The organism is Enterobacter sp. Sphag1F (assembly GCF_014193275.1).
Classification (GTDB): Bacteria; Pseudomonadota; Gammaproteobacteria; order Enterobacterales; family Enterobacteriaceae; genus Pantoea; species Pantoea symbiotica.
On sequence record NZ_JACHZD010000010.1, the window covers coordinates 16725 to 37062 of the forward strand.

Genomic DNA, 20338 nt, shown 5'->3' on the forward strand with positions numbered 1-20338 from the left:
TGATCCAGGGAACGAAAAGGAGAGGCGTCATGCTGTACATCTTTGATTTAGGCAATGTGATTGTTGATATCGATTTCAATCGTGTGCTCGGCGTCTGGAGCGATTTGGGGCGCGTGCCGTTATCCACGCTGCAAAGTCGTTTCCGCATGGATGAGGCTTTTGAGCAACACGAACGCGGCGAAATCAGCGATCCGGAATTTGCTGCACGTATCTGCGACCAGCTGGATATCGCGCTGAGCTATCCGCAATTCACCGCTGGCTGGCAGGCGGTCTTTGTCGGCGTGCGTGCGGAAACGCTGGCGATCATGAACAAGCTGCGTGCCAATGGCGAGCGCGTAGTGATCCTGTCGAATACCAATCAGCTGCACTTTGAGTTCTGGCCAACCCAATATCCCGATGTTCAACAGGCGGCCGATCATCTTTATATGTCGCAGGATATCGGCATGCGTAAGCCGGAGGCGCGCATCTATAACTATGTGCTGCAGCACGAAGGTTATCAGGCCAATCAGGCGGTGTTTTTCGATGATAACCAGGCCAATATTGACGCTGCGCGCGCGCTCGGCATTGAAAGCGTGCTGGTGGTTGATGAAAAAACCGTGCCGGACTGGTTTGCGGGTCGTCTCTGAGTGCTGAACCAACGACATTTGCGCCACTCGGCGCATGCCTTTTATTTGTGGGTAAAACTGCTGTGGCGACGCATTGACGATGACAACATGACAACGCAGGCGGGTAATCTCGCCTACGTTTCATTGCTGGCATTGGTGCCGCTGATTGCCGTGGTGTTCGCGCTGTTTGCTGCTTTTCCGATGTTCTCGGATATCAGCGTGCAGTTGAAGAACTTCATCTTTACCAACTTCATCCCGGCAACGGGCGACGTGATTCAGCGTTATCTCGACCAGTTCGTCGCTAACGTCAATAAGATGACGGCGATCGGTATTGTGGGGTTGATCGTCACCGCGCTGCTGCTGATGCATTCGGTGGATAGCGCATTGAACGCCATCTGGCGCAGCGATAAGCCGCGTCCGATGGTCTATTCGTTTGCCGTTTACTGGATGATCTTAACGCTCGGCCCGCTGCTGGCAGGCGCAAGCTTAGCGCTCAGCTCCTATCTGTTGTCGCTGCGCTGGTTGAGTGTGACAGGCGTAACCAGTCTGGTTGATCAGCTGCTCCGTATTTTCCCGTTGTGCCTCTCCATCCTCGCTTTCTGGCTGCTATACAGCATTGTGCCGACGCGGCGCGTGCCCACACGCGATGCACTGATCGGCGCCATCGTTGCTGGATTGCTGTTCGAGCTGGGCAAAAAAGGCTTTGCGCTCTATGTTACGATGTTCCCTTCGTATCAGTTAATTTACGGCGTTCTGGCGGTCATCCCCATTCTGTTCCTTTGGGTCTATTGGTCGTGGTGTATTGTGTTGTTAGGCGCGGAAATCACCGTCACGCTGGATGACTATCGCCAGCTAAAACAGCAGGAACGCGAAAAAGAACGTGAGGAAACATGATTGCTTTGATTCAGCGCGTCAGCCGCGCCAGTGTTAGCGTTGACGACGCGACAGTGGGGGAAATTGGCAATGGGTTATTGGTGTTATTGGGTGTGGAAAAGGGTGACGACGAACAAAAAGCGCAGCGTCTAACCGAGCGCGTGCTGGGCTACCGCATCTTTGCGGATGAGAATGACAAAATGAATCTCAATGTGCAGCAGGCGGGTGGCAGCGTGCTGGTGGTATCGCAATTTACTCTCGCCGCAGATACTAATAAAGGGATGCGTCCCTCTTTCTCTGGCGGCGCAGAACCGGCGGAAGCCGAGCGCCTCTATGAATACTTTAGCGATTGCTGCCGAGCACAGGGCGTGACCACCGCAAACGGGCGCTTCGCCGCCAACATGCAGGTTTCGTTAGTAAACGATGGTCCGGTGACCTTCTGGTTACAGGTGTGAGGTTTTCAGCCGAGCGGCAAGGACTTAGCCACGCAAGCTCCGAACGAGAGAATCACTTTATGTATCATCTTCGCGTACCGCAAACGGCGGAAGAGCTGGATATGTATTATCAGTTCCGCTGGGAAATGTTACGAAAGCCGCTGCGTCAGCCGCAGGGTTCTGAGCGTGATGCCTGGGATGCGCTGGCACATCATCAAATGGTGGTGGATGAGCAGGGCAAACCAGTGGCGATCGGCCGTCTGTACATCAACGCCGAGAACGAAGCGGCGATTCGCTTCCTTGCCGTGCATCCTTCCGTGCAGGGCAAAGGTCTTGGCACGCTGGTGGCGATGACGCTGGAATCGGTCGCGCGTCAGGAAGGGGCGAAACGCGTCACCTGTAGCGCACGTGAAGACGCGGTTGAATTCTTTGCCAAGCTTGGCTACGTCAATCAGGGGGAAATCACCGCGCCGCAAACCACGCCGGTGCGCCACTTCCTGATGATCAAACCAGTGGTGACGCTCGACGATATTCTGCATCGCGCCGACTGGTGTGGGCAGCTGCAGCAAGCCTGGTATGAGCACATCCCGTTGAGTGAAAAAATGGGCGTGCGCATTCTGCAATACACCGGGCAGAAATTCGTTACCACCATGCCTGAAGCGGGCAACCAGAATCCTCATCACACCTTATTTGCGGGTAGCCTGTTCTCGCTCGCCACGCTGACCGGTTGGGGCTTGATTTGGCTATTGCTGCGCGAGCGTCATCTCGGCGGCACTATTATTCTGGCGGATGCGCATATTCGCTACAGCAAACCGATCAGTGGCCGTCCGGGCGCGATTGCCGATCTCGGCTCACTCAGCGGCGATCTTGACCGTTTGGCGCGAGGCCGCAAAGCGCGCGTGCAGATGGAAGTGGAGCTGTTTGGCGATGATGAGCTGGGCGCGGTATTCGAAGGCGTGTATATCGTGTTGCCCGCCGATTCGGACGGAGCGCTGGAAGAGGGCGGTTCCGGCGCCCGTATCAACTAGCATGTAAGGTCGCCATTCATGGCGACCTTGTTATTTAAACTCACTGAACCTGCCCGCCCCGCATCGTCTGCTGCACCGACTGTGCATCGGTCGTCACCGACAACGTACCATCCACGCTTGGGCGCAGCGGCGCGCTGGCGTTCAACGAACCTTTTACCTGCAGCTGCAAATTACTGTTCCCGCTCAACTGCAGCGTTGGCCAACCCCAATTTCCCAGCACGTTTGCCGGCACAGCCTGGCCTTTCAGATTCAGCGTCAGCGGACGTTGCGCATCCTGCCCAACCGTTGCTGAACCTTCCAGTAAACCGCTGCCGTTAAAGGCGCTCAACTCCGTTACCTGAATCTGTTGGTCATTGGCATTCAGCGCAATGGATGGATGGCGCAGATCGGTGCGATTAAAGGTGGCTTCAGCAGCGTTAAAGCTCGCTTTACCGGCCCAGATTCCCCATTGATGTTGACGCGCCAGCAGCAGGTTATCTGCACTGCCATCCAGTGACGTCATCTGGAACGGGAACGCTGGATTGATATCAATAATCAGATTACGGTTAGCGGTGGCGCGCGTTATCAGCACGCTATCCAGCCAATCCGGTAAGGTTTGCTGCCAGCGTTCACGCCAGTTTTGCGGCAAGGTATATTCCAGCCCGGCGACGGCCAGTTCATCCAGCGTCAGACGTTTATCGCTGCGCGTCCAGTTGCCGCTGGCGCGCACCACGCCATTCACCCAACGCGAACTGAACTGTGTCAGCGCTATGCCTTGCGGCGAAAGGTCGGCATTGACGATAGGATCGTTGAGCTCAAAGCCACCGTTAATAAAATTCCCGGCGTTCATGGAGAGTGAACCGCCATCGCTTTCCCAGTCATCGCCGCGCAGGGTGACATTTTTCAGGGTTAAATCAAGATCGGTCACCGCCCAATCCGGTCCTTGCAGGCGCGCATCGGTCATATCCAGACGGTTGATGCTCACTGAAGGCACATCGCGCAGCGGATTGAGGAAGTCGCTCAGGCTTTGATGGGTTTGCAGGCGGATATCGTTGAGGCGCAGTTGGTCGATCTTCCAGTTACCCTGCGCATCACGCTCGGCGTTGCCGGTCATCGAACCACGCGCCAGATCGGCGCCGATATTGCTCAGCACCAGTCGACGTTGATTAATGCTGCCCTGCAGCAGCACGTTGTTGCCCGGCACGCCATCCAGCGTTAGGGTGCCGGCGCTGATCTGGAACTGCGCATCGCTGCCCAGCACGTCGTTAGGCAGCGGTTTCCACGGCAGAAGACCGCCGTTGACGCGCTGAGCGGTCATCGGCAACGCGCTATGCGGATTCTCAATACGCACGTTATTCAGCTGCAGGCGATTGGCCTGAATGGGCAGCGTGGTATCGGGCGCTTGATTGGCAAGATTGATTTCACCGTCGCGTATTTCGATGCTGTTGAAGTGCAACGGATCGCTGAACTGAACCAGCGAAAGGCGGAGGTCAACGCGTTTCGCCACCAACACGGCGGGCTGGCCATCATGGCCAAAGCTGAAGTCATCGAGAATGATGTGCGAAGGAGAGGAGAAGTCGTGCTCAATCTTGCTGAGAGAGAGATGCCAGGCGGTTTTATCGCTTACCCAGCGGCTAAACCAACCTGCGCCCCATTGTGTTTGCAGCAACACATACAGCACTACCAGCGCCAGCAGAATTAGCAGCAGTAAGGTAAGGAAAAACTTGCCTAAAAATTTCATCGCACTCATCCATCCCGATATTTATCCGGTGAGTGGTTGTTATGCCTGAATTACCGTTACAGCTCAACAGCCTGGATGTAAATGCGGATAAATATCAGGCAGGCCGAAGCCTGCCGTCTGGATTACTTTTCTTGCGGGAAGATTAGGTTCAGCACGATGGCGGTAATACCACCGGCCGCAATACCAGATGAAAGCAGGGTTTTCAGCCAGTCAGGTGCAAATTGCAGAATCAGTGGCTGCTGAGAAACGCCCAAACCTACCGCCAGCGACAGCGCAATAATCATGATGGCACGACGATTCAGCGGCTCGCGTGAAACAATACGCACGCCAGATGCGGCGATAGTACCGAACATCACAATGGTTGCACCGCCCAGCACCGGTTCTGGAATGTGCTGCACAAAACCGCTTACAGCCGGGAACAGGCCAAGCACGATCAGCATCAGCGCCACGACAAACCCCACATAGCGGCTGGCAACGCCGGTAAGTTGAATCACGCCGTTGTTCTGGCCAAAACAGGAGTTCGGGAAGGTATTGAACAGCGCCGAGACAAAGGAGTTGAGCCCGTTTGCCAACACGCCACCTTTCAGACGCTTCATATACAGCGGACCACTCACCGGCTGCTCGGAAACATCAGAGGTCGCGGTGATGTCGCCGATGGTTTCCAGCGAGGTCACCATAAACACTAACATCAGCGGGATCAGCAGATTCCAGTCAAAGCCCAGGCCGTAGTAGAGCGGCGATGGCACGGCAATCAGCGGCTGATCGGCTGGCGTGCTGGTGGCGGGCAGCATATCCAGCGCCCAGGCCAGCGCATAACCTACCGCCATTGCGATTACCAGCGAAGCCACGCGCAGATAAGCATTACGCTGACGATTGAGCAGGATAATCACCACCAATACCGAAGCCGCCAGCAATAAGTTTTTCGGGGCACCGAACGTGTGATCGCTAATCGCAGCAAAGCCGCCGCCGATAGAGGTCAAACCGACCTGAATCAGCGACAGGCCAATAATCATCACCACAATGCCGGAAACCAGCGGCGTAATGATGCGGCGCGCCAGGTGCAACACGCGTGAAAGCACCATTTCGGTACAAGACGCTACCATCAGCGTGCCAAACAGCGCCGCCATCATGGTTGGAACATCAACGCCGCCGTTTTTCAGCGCCATCCCGCCCATGATCAGCGGCGTGACGAAGTTAAAGCTGGTGCCCTGGATCGACAACAGTCCGGAACCCACCGGTCCCCAGGTTTTGATTTGCAGAATCGATGCCACGCCCGAGGCAAACAGCGACATGCTGATGATGTGCTGCGTATCCTGCGCCGGTAAACCCAGCGCCTGGCAAATCAGCAGCGCGGGCGTAATCACCGCGACAAACATCGCGAGCAAATGCTGACAGGCAGCAAACAAGGTTTGCGGTAACGGTGGACGGTCTTCGAGGCGATAAATCAGTTCACTTTTCGGGCTTGCAGCGCTGGCAGGCTGGCGAGTTTCAGCGGTGTTGACGGACATGGTGGACGTTCTCAATTACAACAAAGGGGCGATTTTAAACGGTTGCGTTGTGAAAGCAATCGTTTGCAATGCCCCTTTTTACTTCCGTTGATCTAGAGCGTAAACACCGTACGGCAGCGGCTGTCATCTTCCTGCCACGCCAGCGCGACGTCACTCAGCGGTCGCATCTGGAAGGCGATGGAAAAATCGCTCTCGGCGGCGGCCGTCAGCATTTCTCCGATGCAGGCGATCAACTCTTTATCCGACACGCTGCCGAGGCCGCTGCCCATTAATATCAGCCCGGACGAACGCAGCAGTTTGCTGTGCAGGGTAATCTCCTGTCTGCTCAACGAACCGATTTGCACAAAGCGCACCGTTTTTTCTCCGCCTGCTACGGCGGCCTGCATAATATCGAGCGCGCTCTGGCCCCAGAGATAATCCAGCACTACATCAATGCCTTCTTTCATCAATGCCGGTAATGCGCCCGGCAATTCATCTAGCGTTAAAGTGAGGTCAGCACCCTGCGCGCGCAGTTGATCCAGCGCGGCGCGATTGCGGCCGGTGGCGATAATTTTTCCAGCACCCAAATGCTGCGCGATGCGCACCGCTAAACCGCCCGACGTGCCCGTTGCGCCATTGATCAGCACGGTTTCACCGGCGCGCAGCTGAGCGCGTCGGGTTAGTGCCGCCCACGATGACATGCCCGGATTCGCCAGCGCAGCGGCCAGCACCGGATCCAGTGTGGCCGGCAACGAAACGATGCTTGCGGCGGGCACTAAGGTTCTTTCTGCCATGCTGCCCCACGGCGCATTAAAGGCGAGGAAGTAAACCGGATCGCCATTGCTCAGCGTGCCGGTACCATCAATGCCGGTAATAAAGGGATAGTGCGCGGCCGCGCTGTAATGCGTACCGGCGGCGCGTGCTTTCGCTAGCTGGCTGACGGCGGCGGCTTTTACTGTCACCACCACATGGCTTTCATCAGCCTGCGGTTCAGGGAAATCACCGTAAACGGGCAGTTCACCTGCCGCAGAAACTATCGCTGCTTTCATGCTTTCACCTTCAGTAAATCGGAAACTATGTGTAATATGCACACATTAGGCTTGCCTCGGGATGACGTCAATGAAAAGTGTGCAAAATACACATAATAGTGCAGCATTCGATGATCTGCATAATGCGCTGCTGATGATTGTTGGAACCTTCAACCGTCCGCAACGTGATGAATTACTGATAAAAGAGTCGCATATTCAGCTCGATCGCGCGCTGTTTCCGCTGCTGATTCAAATTGGTCGCTTCGGCCCGATTGGCGTGGTCGAACTGGCGGAGCGTGCCGGGCGCGATTACACCACGGTGAGTCGGCAGGTGGCGAAGCTGGAGGAGCTAGGATTGGCGCAGCGCCAGAAAAATGCCAAAGACAAACGAGTGAATGAAGCGGTGATCACGGCAGCAGGTAAAGCGATGACCGACAAGATCGATGCGGCGCGTGCGCAGATCTATCAGAACCTGTTTGCCAGCTGGCCGGATGAAGAGCGCGCCGAGCTGGCGCGTCTGCTGCAGAAATTTGTCGGGGATTTCATGGCTATCGATAAAGCGATAACGGCGGATTAAGCGTTGCTGTAGCGCTCGGTTTCCGGCAGCCAGCGCTCTATCAGCGCCTGAGCCTGCTCTGGATAGTGCTGGTGGATATGACGCGCCACGCGCTGAACTTCGGGAATCATGCCCTGATCGCGCAATAAATCAGCCACTTTAAACTCGGCGTTGCCGGTTTGACGTGTGCCGAGCATCTCACCCGGACCGCGAATCTCCAGATCGTGCTGAGCAATCACGAAGCCGTCGTTGCTATCGCGCAGCACCTGCAAACGCTTCTGCGCGGTTTTGCTGAGCGGCGCTTTATACAACAACACGCAATGTGAGGCGACAGCACCACGGCCCACGCGGCCGCGCAGCTGATGCAGCTGGGCCAAACCGAGACGTTCCGGGTTTTCGATAATCATCAGGCTGGCATTCGGCACATCCACGCCCACTTCGATAACCGTGGTGGCGATCAGCAGCTGGATTTCATTGGCCTTAAACGCCGCCATCACCGCCTGTTTTTCGGCGGGCTTCATGCGGCCGTGTACCAGACCAACCTGCAAATCGGGCAGCGCCACTTTAAGCTCTTCCCAGGTTGCTTCCGCCGCCTGCGCTTCCAGCACTTCCGACTCTTCAATCAGTGTACATACCCAATAAGCCTGACGTCCTTCGTGACAGGCGCTTTGCACGCGCGTGATGATCTCACTGCGGCGGCTATCGGGAATCGCCACCGTGGTGACCGGCGTACGGCCTGGCGGTAATTCGTCGATGGTGGAGGTATCAAGATCGGCGTAAGCGGTCATTGCCAGCGTGCGCGGAATCGGCGTGGCGGTCATGATCAGCTGATGCGGATGGAAGCCTTGTTCCTCACCTTTTTCCCACAAGGCTAAGCGCTGATGTACGCCAAAGCGGTGCTGTTCGTCGATGATCACCAGCGCCATGCCGTTGAATTTTACCTGCTCCTGGAACAGCGCATGGGTGCCAACCACCATCGCGACCTGGCCGCTGGCGATGGCTTCCTGCTGCGCTTCGCGCGCTTTGCCTTTCTGCTTGCCCGCCAGCCAGCCCACTTCGATTCCCAGCGGTGCAAACCACTGGCGGAAGTTGTTGGCATGCTGCTCGGCCAGCAGTTCAGTCGGCGCCATCAGCGCCACTTGTTTGCCGTGCGCGATGACGTTCAGCGCCGCTAGTGCGGCCACCAGCGTTTTACCGGAGCCAACATCGCCCTGCACCAAACGCATCATCGGAAAATCGTTGGCCAGATCTTTTTCGATTTCTGCAACCACACGATTTTGCGCACCAGTTGGCGAGAAGGGCAGCGCCGCCAGCAGCTGATCAACCAGCTCGTGGCGCGCCGTCATCGGCAACGCATGATGGCGCTGCGCACCGGCGCGTACCGCCAGCATGCTGAGGTTATGCGCCAGCAGCTCTTCCAGAATTAAGCGTTTTTGTGCCGGATGGCGGCCGGTTTCCAGCTCGCTCAGACGCAGGTCCGGCGGCGGACGATGCAGCGTACGCAGTGCATCCGGCAAGCTAATCAGCCCGCCGCTCAGTTCAGAGGGCAGCAGCTCGGCAATCGGGCAACTCTCCAGCAGCGTCAACGCCTGATCGGTGAGATTGCGCAGTGTCGCCTGACGAATGCCTTCGGTGGTGGGATAGACCGGCGTCAGGGTTTCCTGCAGCTCAACGCCGCCTTGTTCGCCCTGCACGCGATACTCGGGATGAATGATTTCAGCACCGCGCTGACCGCGTTTAATCTCGCCATAGGCGGTAACGCGACGGCCCGGCGACAGGCTGTTTTTCATCCCGGCATTGAAATTGAAGAAGCGCATGGTCAGCATGCCGCTGCCATCGCTGATCTGGCATACCAACATGCGGCGGCGACCAAAAGTGATTTCGCTGCTCAGCACTTCACCTTCCACCGTCGCATAAACGCCCGGCAGCAGGTCATTGATTTTATACAGTTGGGTACGGTCTTCGTAGCGCAGTGGCAGATGCAGCAGTAAATCCTGAATGGTAAACAGGCCAAGTTTGGCCAGCTTGCCCGCCTGACTGGCGCCGACGCCGGTCAGGGTACTGAGCGGGATGGCATCCAGCAGACGGCCTTTCATTTTCTACCTGTTGATTGCATGGTGGCCCACCAATCGGCGTCGGCTTCCACTTCGCCCTGGCCATTGATGTACGGATAAGGCAGATTTTTTTGTTTGGCGACGCGCGCCAGCACCGGATAACCGCCTTCAAACAGCAAACGCTGTTGCTCATCTTCATCCAGCAGGCTGTAGGTGCGTTGATACATGCCGGCATTCTGTCGCTGACGTTGCGCTTCATACAGAATCAGCGCGGAAGCCACCGAGACATTGAGCGACTGCACCATGCCGACCATCGGCACAATGATGTCCTGATCGGCCAGCGCCAGCGCTTCAGAAGTAATCCCGGTTTTTTCCTGACCCATCAGAATACAGGTCGGTTTGGTGTAATCGATCTCGCGAAAATCTACCGCTTTGGCCGACAGATTCGTCGCCAGCACCTGCATGCCTTCATCCTTCAGATGACGCACCGCATCTGCAATATGCTGATGCGTTTTAACTTTCACCCAACTGTTGCTGCCCGCCGAAGCCGCAACCATAGTGCGCATACGCACGCTGGGCCACACAGCGTGCACTTCATGAATGCCCACCGCATCGGCGGTACGAATCACCGCCGAGACGTTATGCGGTTTATGCACCTGTTCCATGCAGACGGTGAGATCGTGCTGGCGCAGGGCCAGCATCTCCTGAATTCGGGCAAAACGTTGAGCGTTCATCGACTAGTTACGGTTGCGGTGAACTTTGATCACGTCCGGCATTACGCGGATTTTGCGCATAATATTCGCCAGATGGACGCGATCGTTCGCGGTGAGGCGGATAAAGGCGCTATACACGCGACCATCACGCTCTTCGGTATTCAGGCTCTGAATATTGGAACCGGCAGTGTTGATTGCCGCAGTCAGATTCGCCAGTGCGCCCTGATGATTGAACATGTCGACTTTAATCTCAGCGACAAATTCCTGATCGGTCACTTTATCCCACTCTACCGGCATGAACTTTTCAGGTTCTTTTTGGTAGCCGCGAATGTTCCGGCAGGATTCGTGGTGCACCACCAAACCTTTGCCGGGACTGACGTGCGCCACAATCGGGTCGCCAGGAATCGGACGGCAGCATTTGGCGAAGGTAATCAGCACGCCATCCGCGCCTTTGATCGGCAGCTTTTTGCGTTTGCTGTTGCTTTGCGGCTCTTCATTGCCGGACTGCAGCAAGTTTTTCGCCACCACCACGCTCATGGCGTTGCCTAAGCCGATTTCTGCCAGCAAATCATCGATAGCGGTGAGCTTCATGCGCTCAAGTTCGTGCTGAATGTTCTCAACCGGAATCTCTGCCAGCCTCTTGCTGCCGCCGAGCGCGTGGCTCAACAGACGACGACCAAGGTTAACGGAATCTTCACGCTTGAGGTTTTTCAGCAGCTGACGGATTTTGGCGCGCGCTTTTGAGCTGACGACAAAATTGAGCCAGGCAGCGTTCGGGCGAGCGCCCGGCGCGGTAATGATTTCAATGGTTTGACCGCTGGTCAGCGATTGTGACAGCGGATAAGGCTGGCGATCGACGCGGGCGCCGACGCAGGCATGACCGATATCGGTATGCACTGCATAGGCGAAATCGACTGGCGTGGCGCCAGCAGGTAATTCGACGATGCGGCCTTCCGGCGTGAACACGTAGATCTCATCCGGGAAGAGATCGGATTTCACGCTTTCGATAAATTCAAATGAGCTACCGGCGCTTTGTTGCAGCTCCAGCAGGCTTTGCAGCCAGCGTTGAGCACGAATCTGCGCGGTGGTGCCGCTGACTTCGCCGCTCTCTTTATACGCCCAGTGTGCTGCCACACCCATTTCTGCCATCTGATCCATATCTTCGGTACGGATCTGCACTTCAACCGGCACGCCGTGCGGGCCAATCATTGAAGTATGCAGCGATTGATAGCCGTTAGCCTTGGGAATGGCGATGTAATCTTTGACGCGTCCGGGACGCGGTTTGTACAAGCTGTGCATCTGTCCGAGCACGCGATAACAGGTATCCAGATCTTTCACGATGACGCGGAAAGCGTAGATATCCATGATCGAGTGAAAACGCTGCTCTTTCAGGTGCATTTTGCGGTAGATCGAATAGAGATGTTTTTCGCGTCCACTTACGCGGCAGGGAATGCCTGCTTCCTGTAAGCGACCGTCGATTTCAGCAAGGATCTTCTGAATCATCTCTTTACGGTTACCGCGCGCCGCTTTCACCACCTCTTTAATCACGCGGAAACGGTTCGGGTAGAGCGCTTCAAAGCCGAGCTCTTCCAGTTCTGTTTTTAGGTGATGAATACCAAGGCGGTGCGCCAGAGGACTGTAAATCTCCAGCGTTTCCAGCGCGATACGGCGTTTTTTATCCGGACGTAACGCGCCGAGCGTGCGCATGTTGTGCGTGCGGTCAGCCAGTTTGATCAAGATGACGCGGATATCCTGCACCATCGCCATGATCATTTTGCGGAAGTTTTCAGCCTGCGCTTCTTTCTTGTCGCGGAACTTCAGCTTATCGAGCTTTGATACACCTTCCACCAGTTCGGCAACGCTTTTACCAAACAGCTGTTCCATATCCTGGTAAGTGGCGGGCGTATCTTCAATCACGTCATGCAGCAGCGCCGCCATCAGCGTTTCATGGTCGAGTTTCATCTCGGCCAGAATGCAGGCGACAGCAACAGGATGGGTGATATAAGGCTCGCCGCTGGAGCGTGTTTGACCCTCGTGGGCATCACGCGCGACTAGATAAGCTTGCTTGAGGCGCTTAATTTGCTCCTCAGGCAAGTATTTTTCAATCAGTTGATTGAGGCTTTCAAACAGATACAAGGGCGACCTGCGAAGTGCTGTTAACGACGACCTTCAGCGATAGCGGTAACGGCTTGTAACTCAGCGGCTTCCTGCTCATGCTGTTCCTGACGATCACGGACATCCAGAATCTGGGTAGTGATCAGACCTTCTTCGATTTCGCGCAGGGCGATAACGGTTGGCTTATCGTTCTCTTCCGGAACCAGCGCATCTTTACCGCCTACCTGCATCTGACGTGCACGACGTGCAGCGACCAACACCAGGTCAAAACGGTTACCAACTTTCTCTACTGCGTCCTGAACGGTTACGCGTGCCATAGGTGTGCTACTCCACAGATGATGAAGAAATGACTGGGCATAATACTGAAAGTGAATTCAGACTGCCAATAGTTTGCTGATTAAAGCATCATGTCGCGATTTTTGGCGACCCATACGCAGACGTTCTGCGCGAATAATGGTTTTCAGATCTGACAGCGCCAGATCGAAATCATCATTAACAATTAAATAGTCATACTCGGCGTAATGGCTCATTTCTGCCACGGCCTGTTGCATACGACGGGCAATCACCTCTTCGCTGTCCTGACCGCGGCCACGCAGGCGACGATCCAACTCTTCGGTAGAAGGCGGCAGCACAAAGATGCTGCGTGCGGCAGGCATTTTCTGGCGAATTTGCTGCGCACCTTGCCAGTCGATATCCAGGAATACGTCCACGCCGGTCGCCAGCACCTGCTCAATCGCCGCGCGTGACGTACCGTAATAATTGCCAAACACTTCCGCATGTTCGAGGAAGTCGTCTGTGGCAATCATGGTCTCGAATTCGGACTTAGAGACGAAAAAGTAGTGCTCACCATGAGCTTCACCGGGACGCACGCCACGGGTGGTATGAGAAATAGACACCTGCGTATCGTACAGCGGTTGTGTCTTTAACAGCGCCTGAATCAGGCTGGATTTACCCGCGCCACTGGGGGCGGAAACTATATAAAGCGTGCCTTGAGCCATGGTTATCTTGAATTGAGTAAAGAGCGGAGTCGATTTCCTGCACAGTATACACGGCTTGGGGTGGTCACGCAGCGTTTGCCGCTTGGCTGAGGCAATTCTTTTTTCTGTGAAGCCGCGCCAGAGGCTGATGTAGCAGGCTGCAACAGCGAATTAATCTCTGGAATCTGCTTCCAGCGCGCGATTTTCATGGCTGGTAAATGGCTGCGCTGCGCTCTCCAATAGCGAAAAAGGAGAGCGAAGATGAAAGGATGTCTGAGTTTAATATGCTGCTTATTCAGCATCGGTTGCTGGGCCGAAGCGCTTTGCCCGAACTGGTCGCCGGTGCGCGCGGGGCAGGAAATCGCACAACTGCAAACCCAGCTACGACAATGGGATGACGCGTACTACCGGCAGGGCACCAATCTGGTGACCGATGCCGATTACGACAGTTTGCAACAGCGATTACAGCAGTGGCAGCGCTGTTTCACGCCGGCGCAAGCTACCTACGATGCACAACTCTCCACCGATGGCAGCATGCATCATCCGGTGGCGCATACCGGCGTGCGCAAATTGCGCGACAAGCTGGCGGTGGCGTACTGGATGCAGGATAAATCTGCGCTATGGCTGCAGCCGAAAGTCGATGGCGTCGCCGTCACCTTGGTATATCGACAGGGTAAGCTGGCGTCATTGATCAGCCGCGGCGACGGTTTGCGTGGCGAAGAGTGGCTGGCCAAATCCGCACATATTCCCTCCATTCCGCAGCGGCTGGATACTTTGCGTGAGGAAGTGGTGCTGCAAGGTGAGCTGTTTCTGCAAATGACCGATCATCAACAGGCGCGAGACGGCGGTAAGAACGCGCGTGCTCAGGTAGCGGGGGCGATGATGCGTCACGACAATAGCCCACTGCTTGAGCGACTTGGCATCTTTATCTGGGCGTGGCCGGATGGGCCAAATTCGATGCCCGATCGTCTGGCGCAACTCACACAATGGGGATTTGGACTGGCTCAGAGCTGGAGCCGTCAGGTGAGTAATGAAGAGGAAGTCGCGGTGTGGCGCGATCGCTGGTTCCATGAATCATTGCCGTTTGTCACCGATGGCGTGGTGATCCATCAGTCACCCGTCAGTGCAGGGCGCGACTGGCAACCCGGTCAGGGCAGTTGGTCTGCAGCGTGGAAATATCAACCGGCGGAAGTCAGCAGCGAAGTGCTGTCAGTGGATTTCAATGTGGGGCGCACGGGCAAGATCGCCGTGGTGCTGAATCTAATACCGGTGCAACTGGAGGACAAAACGGTACGCCGGGTAAACATTGGTTCACTACGGCGCTGGCGTGAATTGGATGTGATCGCGGGTGATGAGGTGACGCTCACACTGGCGGGATTAGGCATTCCGCGACTAGAGCGGGTGATTTGGCGCGTGGCGCAGCGCGATTATCCTGCGTCGCCACTGGATAGCGAATTCAACGGCTTAACCTGTTTGCACTTTAGCGCTGATTGCCGGGCGCAATTTTTGTCTCGCCTCAGTTGGCTCAGCCAGAAATCAGTACTCGATATTGCGGGCGTACAGCGCAGCAGCTGGCAGCGCCTGCTGGATAGTGGGGCTATCACTCATCTTTTTTCCTGGCTGACGCTGACGCCGGAGCAGATTGCGCAGGCTAATGGCATCACGCCAGTTCGCGCGCAACTTATCTGGCACCGCTTTAACCTGACGCGGCAGCAGCCGCTGCGGCGCTGGGTGAGTGCGCTTGGCTTGCCGTTGCCGCGCGCAGCGTTACAGGCTTTACCGGATGTGCAGTGGTCACAGTTGCTGACGCGAACGGCGGAAAGCTGGCAGCAGTTGCCCGGCATCGGAAGCGTGCTGGCGCAGCGGATTGTGATGATGCTGCAGGATGCGCACCTGCAGCAGTTGATTCACTATCTACAGCAGCAGGAGATTCCTGCCACTGACTCAATGTTCAGGATGGGGATAGTTGAAGATCGGCAAGCCGAGGCGGAAACGCAGCGCCAGTAAGCGGGCGAAGAAGCCGAACAGTAGCGTGATGATCACCACCGCTTCATGCGCCAGCGGCGTTTTCAGCAGCAGGATGTACATCCAACCTGAGGCGAAAGCGATCCCGGCATACAGCTCTTTCTGGAACACTAGCGGAATGCGGTTGCAGAACATATCGCGCAGCACGCCGCCAAACACGCCAGTGATCACGGCGGCGATGGCGGCGATGATGGAAGCGTGTCCGCTATCCAGCGCGACCTGGGCACCAATAATCGAGAACACCACCAAACCCAGCGCATCCAGCACCAGAAACACTTTGCGCAGGTGCGTCATCAGCGGCGCAACAAAGGTGGTCACCACCGCAGCCGCAGCAACGATCATGATGTATTCCGGGTTCTTAACCCAACTGAGCGGATAGTGGCCCAGCAGAATGTCACGCACCGAACCGCCGCCAATGGCGGTGACCGAGGCGATGATAATCACGCCAAACAGGTCCATTTTACGACGTCCTGCCGCCAACGCGCCGGTCATGGCTTCGGCTGTAATACCAATAATATAGAGAACGGTTAATAACATAGAGCACTCCAATAAATTGGCGGCAAGGCTAAAGATTTCCCAGAGTGTAGACCACTGAGATTTTCTCAATAAGGTGTCGTCGGATTAGCCTTTTTGATGGCGTGCATGCTAACAGGCTTATTTGGCGGGATACATCCGCTTTTAATGATAATTTCGCATGAGTATAAATGATGCGAATGGGCCTGAAACTGTCTTCTTAAGTTCCATTCTTTTTGTGTCGTAAGTGATTACTGCCTGCTCAACCGGGCTTATCACTCATTGGCATCAGACGAAGCAACTATTGGACAGGCATGAAAACGCGTAACGAAGACATTCTCTATTTTTCATCTGACAAACTGGCGGCGCTTGGGCTGGAGAGTCTTTTGTCCACGTTACCTTGCGCGGGACAGATACATGAATTGTGGTCTCTTAGCACTGTTATAGCTCAGTGTGAAAAACTCAAACCGCGATTACTGGTATGTATCTTTCATGAAAACATGCCCCTCGCAGGGACTTTAAAGGTGCTCTACGCCTTACAGCAGCAATTCCCCGCGATGCAAATGCTGGTGCTTACGCGACGCTTGTTACCGCTGATGCATGCGCTCAGTCGTTATCTGCCTTCGCTCACTGTTTTGGATTTAAAATCCTCGCGCCAAATGCTTTCCAGCCGCCTGCTTACCAGCATCAATACCCATGCCCAGGTACAGTTATTAGAAGGCGCGGATATTATTCTGCCCGACCGGCAATTGCGGGTGCTCCTGATGATGGCGTGGGGGTACAGCATGGAACACATCGGCATTCGCTTAGGAATTAGTCATAAAACGGTTAATGCACACAAGCTCAATGCACTGACGCGGCTGCAGATCAAAAGCAAGAATGATATGGCCGATCTGTTTATGGTGATTGATGAATTGCGCATGTTGGTGAGTTGGCTGCGCTTGCAGGGTAACGGTAAGTTAAGTGAGCTTAACTTTTACTCGCTTGAAGAGTTACTGGAAGCCTAAAAAGAAAAAAGCGTGCTGGCAACCAGCACGCGAACGCATCTTTTCAGATGCCCAGAGCCCACCATACAGACTTGTTTTTATTATCCGTTTTTTGCTCGCACGTTAGCGAAACTTTTCAGGCTAAAACGGTATTCTGGCTGGAACCATGAGCGACCGTAGTAGCAGTAGATCAGCATTCTGATGGATACCATCGCGAGGTAGCCCCAGATGGCGCACAGCACTGAAGGTGTCAGCCACACGGTAAACAGTGTGATGCCTAATCCCACAAGTACAGATGCTATTTCCGCAAAAGCGATGCGCGAAAATTGGTTTTCCCGCTGTAATATGGCGCGATAATGTTGTCCCTGCGGAATAATGATGAATATGACCGACATCATCTCCAGCATGATTGCCATTTCGGGCTGATTCATTATACGACTGGAAATATCGCTGCCAATAAACAGTGCAGCAAAAATTGCCAGGCCGCTTAATACATTCCCCCAATACAATATTGAGAGATCGCTGTTATTCAGTTTTTTACTTCTAATAATTCTATTACCAAATCCGCGATCGGCCAGCGTATCAATAATTAATAACATCACAATGGCAATGGCGAGTAGATCTAACTCGTTTGCCTGGAGTATTTGTGCCAGAAGTGAAAGTTGTAAAACACCAATGCCGACGATTTTAATCGATGACAAAATTGACCATTTAGTGTTAGCCAGATTTTTTTCTCTTATCGTCATACTCTGCTCATTATGGTACATGTACCAGTGCAATTAAGGGTTTACCCTGGCCGCAGGCCAAAGCACAGCTCACATTAATGCAGCGTGTCCTGACGCAGCCCTGATATTCCTTTCAGGTTTTGCCACGTAAAGATGCTCGCAATTAAATGATGTTCTGAATTTATTAAGATGCCCCTGGCGCTTAATGGTGTTGTTGTCTTAATGGTATCTCCTCCTGTGCGGAGGAAATCCGTAAGATCATTATAAAATCCCTTTTCGTTTATATATTCCCCGGCCAGCATCCGCCTGGCAATCTCAACGAATTCTTTTTCTGATAACAAAGGATAGGTTGAGCGATCCATGTTATTTCCCTGCTGTTGTTATTATGGTTACTGCTGTGTGTGAATGAGTTATACCGTGTTTTAATTAAATTAACACCATCAGAAAACTCCTATAAATAGACCGCAGGAATAAATGGTTTCAGAATTTGCATCAGAATATATAAGGCGAGTGATTTACTATTTATTAGTGCTTTTCTTGATTCCAGGCTGATTAATCAAGAAGTGTTCGAGGCAATTTGAAAAAACTTCGATAAATCAGAGTGACTCAGCATTTTCATGCGCATCCTCACCAGGACTTTTCCTGCTGAGGATGCTTAAGCCAGACTGGTGAATAACAGATAAACAAGAGAAGGTTTGAGTGAAACAGTTAAACGCTACTGAGCAAAAAAGTAACCGATTTTTATTGATTGATTCCAGCATGCGTTAAAGAGGCGAGCGCTGCATAATCCATTGATTCTAATGAGTTAACAGATGGAGGAGCTGTTCCAGGTCGCGTTTTACCCATGCAACATCCCCGGCAAACTTCTCGTCAGACATGAACGGTTGACGGTAAACCACCATCACCACTTCCGCACCTTGCTCGTTAGCAATCACCCGCATCGGCATATAAATCTCTTTACCGTTTCCGGTATCAATCCAGTGATCCATCACGCCAAACGGATTGTGTGGGGTAAAGCGAATCTTCACCGTTCCCTCGGGGCCTTTGGCTTTCCAGCTGTTCCCTTCCTGCGTCAGCGTACTTGCGCTCAGCCCGCTCGCCCATTTCGCAAAGCATTCAGGTTTCCAGATGGTTTCATACAAATCTAACCAGTTGCGTGGAACCGTGAGTGTGACTGTCTGAGATGGCAGCATGGAACCTCCTAATGAGCAAACAAGAAGTCATTAAAGCACGCTGATACCGGGCTGCAAACGGCCCGGTCATGGAAGTGTGGGACAGCAGCGGTTTCCGTGAAAATGCTGTAATCAGATAAACTTGCCGCGCCCCTGAATATCCTGCTCTTCACCCGCACCATCAGCATGGCGCAACACAAAGCGATCGGACTGCGCAACCACCGCGCAGCTGTGGTTAGGGAAGATGCGCAGCAGCGCACCAACGGCTGGTGCCTGTTCAGCGTATTGCAGGAAGCCATGCTCTTCCGACAGCTTCAACACTTCATAGTGATTGCCTTGCTCATCCACGGCGATACCAAATCCGCTGGCATTGGTGCCATGCGGGCCTTTGTCAGAGCTAAGCATTTTGGAACCGGCATCAATAATGGCGAAGTGCGGATTGACGGATACCACACGCGTCACCACGCTCAGCGCCAATGCATCTGGCGTGCAGAGACCCAAACGCCATGCGGTGAGATCGAGCAATGCGTAATTGCCGGGACGGATTTCATCGCTGCCCTGCGCGACGGGCGCTGCCAATGCCGTTGGCGTTGAACCGACCGAAATCGGGCAGTGCGCAAAACCGGCGGCAATCAGGCGCTGTTGAAGATCCTTCATCAGTGCGATTTCCTGCAAGGCTACTTCTGCAATCGCCGTGGCGTTACCTGCGCCATACGCGTGACCAGCATGTGAAACTAGTCCGGCAAAAGTGAGGCCCGCATCCTGAATCTGCTGCGCCAGCGTAATGGCAGTATCGCTGTGCGGATCAACGCCGATGCGATGTAATCCCATATCCACTTTGATGGCTAACGCCAGCTGACAATCGGGCTGGCGCTGATGTGCAGCCGCTATTGCCGCCACGCCATTGGCGCAATCAGCAATGCAGGTAATGCGCGCCTGATGTTGTGCGGCCACCGCCAAAAACTCTTTCAGTGTTTCGGCATGCACAATCGGATAAGCCAGCAGCAGATCGCGTTCGCCACCCAGAATAAAAGCGATGCCTTCACTCGGCTTAGATACGGTAATGCCACGCGCACCGAGCATGCGCTGTTGCTCAGCAATCCAGACACTTTTATGGGTTTTGATATGAGGGCGCAGCGCGACGCCAGCGGCATCGGCTTTTTGCTGCATCTGTTGCAGGTTACGCTGCAGGCGCGCGGCGTCAATTTCGAGGTAAGGCGTCAGTCGATCGGCAATCAGAGGCCGCAACCAGCCAGCCTCAATATTCTGTTCCATCATAATAGTCCGCAGGTGATTACACAGTGCGGACTATGATTCATCAACGCAC

At 54.4% G+C, this 20338-nt stretch carries 20 protein-coding genes; 7 read left to right on the plus strand and 13 right to left on the minus strand.

Annotated elements, in window-relative coordinates:
• Positions 1 to 29 precede the first annotated feature (29 nt).
• From yihX to fabY, 4 genes are read left to right on the plus strand one after another with little or no spacing between them, the layout of a single operon-like run.
• The gene (gene yihX, locus FHW71_RS22710) at positions 30 to 626 is read left to right on the plus strand and encodes a glucose-1-phosphatase (protein WP_061720525.1); all 597 of its coding nucleotides are present in this window, start codon (positions 30 to 32) and stop codon (positions 624 to 626) included.
• Positions 627 to 1499, plus strand: coding sequence for a virulence factor BrkB family protein (locus tag FHW71_RS22715; protein WP_008109791.1), 873 nt, complete (start codon positions 627 to 629; stop codon positions 1497 to 1499).
• Complete coding sequence (dtd, locus tag FHW71_RS22720) at positions 1496 to 1933, plus strand: D-aminoacyl-tRNA deacylase (RefSeq protein WP_154194899.1); 438 nt, start codon at positions 1496 to 1498, stop codon at positions 1931 to 1933. The genes FHW71_RS22715 and dtd overlap by 4 nt, the downstream gene beginning before the upstream one ends.
• A gap of 59 nt (positions 1934 to 1992) precedes the next feature.
• The gene (gene fabY / locus FHW71_RS22725; RefSeq protein ID WP_008109787.1) at positions 1993 to 2940 is read left to right on the plus strand and encodes a fatty acid biosynthesis protein FabY; all 948 of its coding nucleotides are present in this window, start codon (positions 1993 to 1995) and stop codon (positions 2938 to 2940) included.
• A 40-nt stretch (positions 2941 to 2980) separates the two neighbouring features.
• On the opposite strand, the gene FHW71_RS22730 is transcribed toward fabY, so the two are convergent.
• From FHW71_RS22730 to FHW71_RS22740, 3 genes are all read right to left on the minus strand, one after another.
• Positions 2981 to 4660, minus strand: coding sequence for an AsmA family protein (locus FHW71_RS22730; RefSeq protein ID WP_179453157.1), 1680 nt, complete (start codon positions 4658 to 4660; stop codon positions 2981 to 2983).
• A 122-nt stretch (positions 4661 to 4782) separates the two neighbouring features.
• Positions 4783 to 6168 carry a uracil-xanthine permease family protein gene (locus FHW71_RS22735; RefSeq protein ID WP_179453158.1) on the minus strand — a complete coding sequence of 462 codons (1386 nt, stop codon included), beginning with the start codon at positions 6166 to 6168 and terminating at the stop codon, positions 4783 to 4785.
• Positions 6169 to 6260: 92 nt separating this feature from the next.
• Positions 6261 to 7196, minus strand: coding sequence for a zinc-binding alcohol dehydrogenase family protein (locus FHW71_RS22740; protein ID WP_179453159.1), 936 nt, complete (start codon positions 7194 to 7196; stop codon positions 6261 to 6263).
• A gap of 70 nt (positions 7197 to 7266) precedes the next feature.
• Here FHW71_RS22740 and FHW71_RS22745 point away from each other — a divergent pair, with 70 nt between their 5' ends.
• The gene (locus tag FHW71_RS22745) at positions 7267 to 7752 is read left to right on the plus strand and encodes a MarR family winged helix-turn-helix transcriptional regulator (protein ID WP_179453160.1); all 486 of its coding nucleotides are present in this window, start codon (positions 7267 to 7269) and stop codon (positions 7750 to 7752) included.
• On the opposite strand, the gene recG is transcribed toward FHW71_RS22745, so the two are convergent.
• Genes recG through gmk form a run of 5 tightly spaced genes read right to left on the minus strand, consistent with a single transcriptional unit; the run spans position 7749 to position 13611 of the window.
• Positions 7749 to 9827: an ATP-dependent DNA helicase RecG gene (gene recG / locus FHW71_RS22750; protein ID WP_179453161.1), complete on the minus strand. Its 2079-nt coding sequence runs from the start codon at positions 9825 to 9827 to the stop codon at positions 7749 to 7751. The genes FHW71_RS22745 and recG overlap by 4 nt on opposite strands.
• Positions 9824 to 10519: a tRNA (guanosine(18)-2'-O)-methyltransferase TrmH gene (gene trmH, locus FHW71_RS22755; RefSeq protein ID WP_154157461.1), complete on the minus strand. Its 696-nt coding sequence runs from the start codon at positions 10517 to 10519 to the stop codon at positions 9824 to 9826. Before trmH ends, recG begins: the two co-directional genes overlap by 4 nt.
• Positions 10520 to 10522: 3 nt before the next feature.
• Entirely contained in the window at positions 10523 to 12634 is a 2112-nt protein-coding gene (gene spoT, locus FHW71_RS22760; protein WP_179453162.1) for a bifunctional GTP diphosphokinase/guanosine-3',5'-bis pyrophosphate 3'-pyrophosphohydrolase, read from the minus strand.
• Between the two features lie 20 nt (positions 12635 to 12654).
• A complete protein-coding gene (gene rpoZ, locus FHW71_RS22765) occupies positions 12655 to 12930 on the minus strand; it encodes a DNA-directed RNA polymerase subunit omega (protein ID WP_007885265.1) in 276 nt (91 codons plus the stop codon).
• Positions 12931 to 12987: 57 nt separating this feature from the next.
• The gene (gene gmk, locus FHW71_RS22770; RefSeq protein ID WP_008109768.1) at positions 12988 to 13611 is read right to left on the minus strand and encodes a guanylate kinase; all 624 of its coding nucleotides are present in this window, start codon (positions 13609 to 13611) and stop codon (positions 12988 to 12990) included.
• 240 nt (positions 13612 to 13851) lie between these two features.
• Between gmk and ligB the strand changes: the two genes are divergently transcribed.
• On the plus strand, positions 13852 to 15597 hold the full coding sequence (gene ligB / locus FHW71_RS22775; protein ID WP_179453163.1) for an NAD-dependent DNA ligase LigB: 1746 nt from the start codon (positions 13852 to 13854) through the stop codon (positions 15595 to 15597).
• On the opposite strand, the gene FHW71_RS22780 is transcribed toward ligB, so the two are convergent.
• Positions 15535 to 16152: a trimeric intracellular cation channel family protein gene (locus FHW71_RS22780; protein WP_008109765.1), complete on the minus strand. Its 618-nt coding sequence runs from the start codon at positions 16150 to 16152 to the stop codon at positions 15535 to 15537. The two genes, ligB and FHW71_RS22780, sit on opposite strands and share 63 nt — an antisense overlap.
• Before the next feature lie 290 nt (positions 16153 to 16442).
• Between FHW71_RS22780 and FHW71_RS22785 the strand changes: the two genes are divergently transcribed.
• A complete protein-coding gene (locus tag FHW71_RS22785; protein ID WP_008109763.1) occupies positions 16443 to 17135 on the plus strand; it encodes a LuxR C-terminal-related transcriptional regulator in 693 nt (230 codons plus the stop codon).
• Positions 17136 to 17215: 80 nt separating this feature from the next.
• Here the strand turns inward: FHW71_RS22785 and FHW71_RS22790 are convergent, their stop codons facing one another.
• The 4 genes from FHW71_RS22790 to FHW71_RS22805 form a co-directional block, all read right to left on the minus strand.
• Entirely contained in the window at positions 17216 to 17860 is a 645-nt protein-coding gene (locus tag FHW71_RS22790) for an oligosaccharide flippase family protein (protein ID WP_179453164.1), read from the minus strand.
• Between the two features lie 74 nt (positions 17861 to 17934).
• The gene (locus FHW71_RS22795) at positions 17935 to 18201 is read right to left on the minus strand and encodes a hypothetical protein (RefSeq protein WP_179453165.1); all 267 of its coding nucleotides are present in this window, start codon (positions 18199 to 18201) and stop codon (positions 17935 to 17937) included.
• 435 nt (positions 18202 to 18636) lie between these two features.
• Complete coding sequence (locus FHW71_RS22800) at positions 18637 to 19032, minus strand: polyketide cyclase (protein WP_179453166.1); 396 nt, start codon at positions 19030 to 19032, stop codon at positions 18637 to 18639.
• A 111-nt stretch (positions 19033 to 19143) separates the two neighbouring features.
• On the minus strand, positions 19144 to 20286 hold the full coding sequence (locus tag FHW71_RS22805; protein WP_179453194.1) for an alanine racemase: 1143 nt from the start codon (positions 20284 to 20286) through the stop codon (positions 19144 to 19146).
• Positions 20287 to 20338 lie beyond the last annotated feature (52 nt).

Bases quoted from the DNA above. Each gene is read 5' to 3' on its own strand.
- yihX (WP_061720525.1), top strand. From the start codon at position 30: ATGCTGTACATCTTTGATTTAGGCAATGTGATTGTTGATATCGATTTC.
- dtd (WP_154194899.1), top strand. From the start codon at position 1,496: ATGATTGCTTTGATTCAGCGCGTCAGCCGCGCCAGTGTTAGCGTTGAC.
- fabY (WP_008109787.1), top strand. From the start codon at position 1,993: ATGTATCATCTTCGCGTACCGCAAACGGCGGAAGAGCTGGATATGTAT.
- FHW71_RS22730 (WP_179453157.1), bottom strand. From the start codon at position 4,660: ATGAAATTTTTAGGCAAGTTTTTCCTTACCTTACTGCTGCTAATTCTG.
- FHW71_RS22735 (WP_179453158.1), bottom strand. From the start codon at position 6,168: ATGTCCGTCAACACCGCTGAAACTCGCCAGCCTGCCAGCGCTGCAAGC.
- FHW71_RS22740 (WP_179453159.1), bottom strand. From the start codon at position 7,196: ATGAAAGCAGCGATAGTTTCTGCGGCAGGTGAACTGCCCGTTTACGGT.
- FHW71_RS22745 (WP_179453160.1), top strand. From the start codon at position 7,267: ATGAAAAGTGTGCAAAATACACATAATAGTGCAGCATTCGATGATCTG.
- recG (WP_179453161.1), bottom strand. From the start codon at position 9,827: ATGAAAGGCCGTCTGCTGGATGCCATCCCGCTCAGTACCCTGACCGGC.
- trmH (WP_154157461.1), bottom strand. From the start codon at position 10,519: ATGAACGCTCAACGTTTTGCCCGAATTCAGGAGATGCTGGCCCTGCGC.
- rpoZ (WP_007885265.1), bottom strand. From the start codon at position 12,930: ATGGCACGCGTAACCGTTCAGGACGCAGTAGAGAAAGTTGGTAACCGT.
- gmk (WP_008109768.1), bottom strand. From the start codon at position 13,611: ATGGCTCAAGGCACGCTTTATATAGTTTCCGCCCCCAGTGGCGCGGGT.
- ligB (WP_179453163.1), top strand. From the start codon at position 13,852: ATGAAAGGATGTCTGAGTTTAATATGCTGCTTATTCAGCATCGGTTGC.
- FHW71_RS22780 (WP_008109765.1), bottom strand. From the start codon at position 16,152: ATGTTATTAACCGTTCTCTATATTATTGGTATTACAGCCGAAGCCATG.
- FHW71_RS22785 (WP_008109763.1), top strand. From the start codon at position 16,443: ATGAAAACGCGTAACGAAGACATTCTCTATTTTTCATCTGACAAACTG.
- FHW71_RS22790 (WP_179453164.1), bottom strand. From the start codon at position 17,860: ATGACGATAAGAGAAAAAAATCTGGCTAACACTAAATGGTCAATTTTG.
- FHW71_RS22795 (WP_179453165.1), bottom strand. From the start codon at position 18,201: ATGGATCGCTCAACCTATCCTTTGTTATCAGAAAAAGAATTCGTTGAG.
- FHW71_RS22800 (WP_179453166.1), bottom strand. From the start codon at position 19,032: ATGCTGCCATCTCAGACAGTCACACTCACGGTTCCACGCAACTGGTTA.
- FHW71_RS22805 (WP_179453194.1), bottom strand. From the start codon at position 20,286: ATGGAACAGAATATTGAGGCTGGCTGGTTGCGGCCTCTGATTGCCGAT.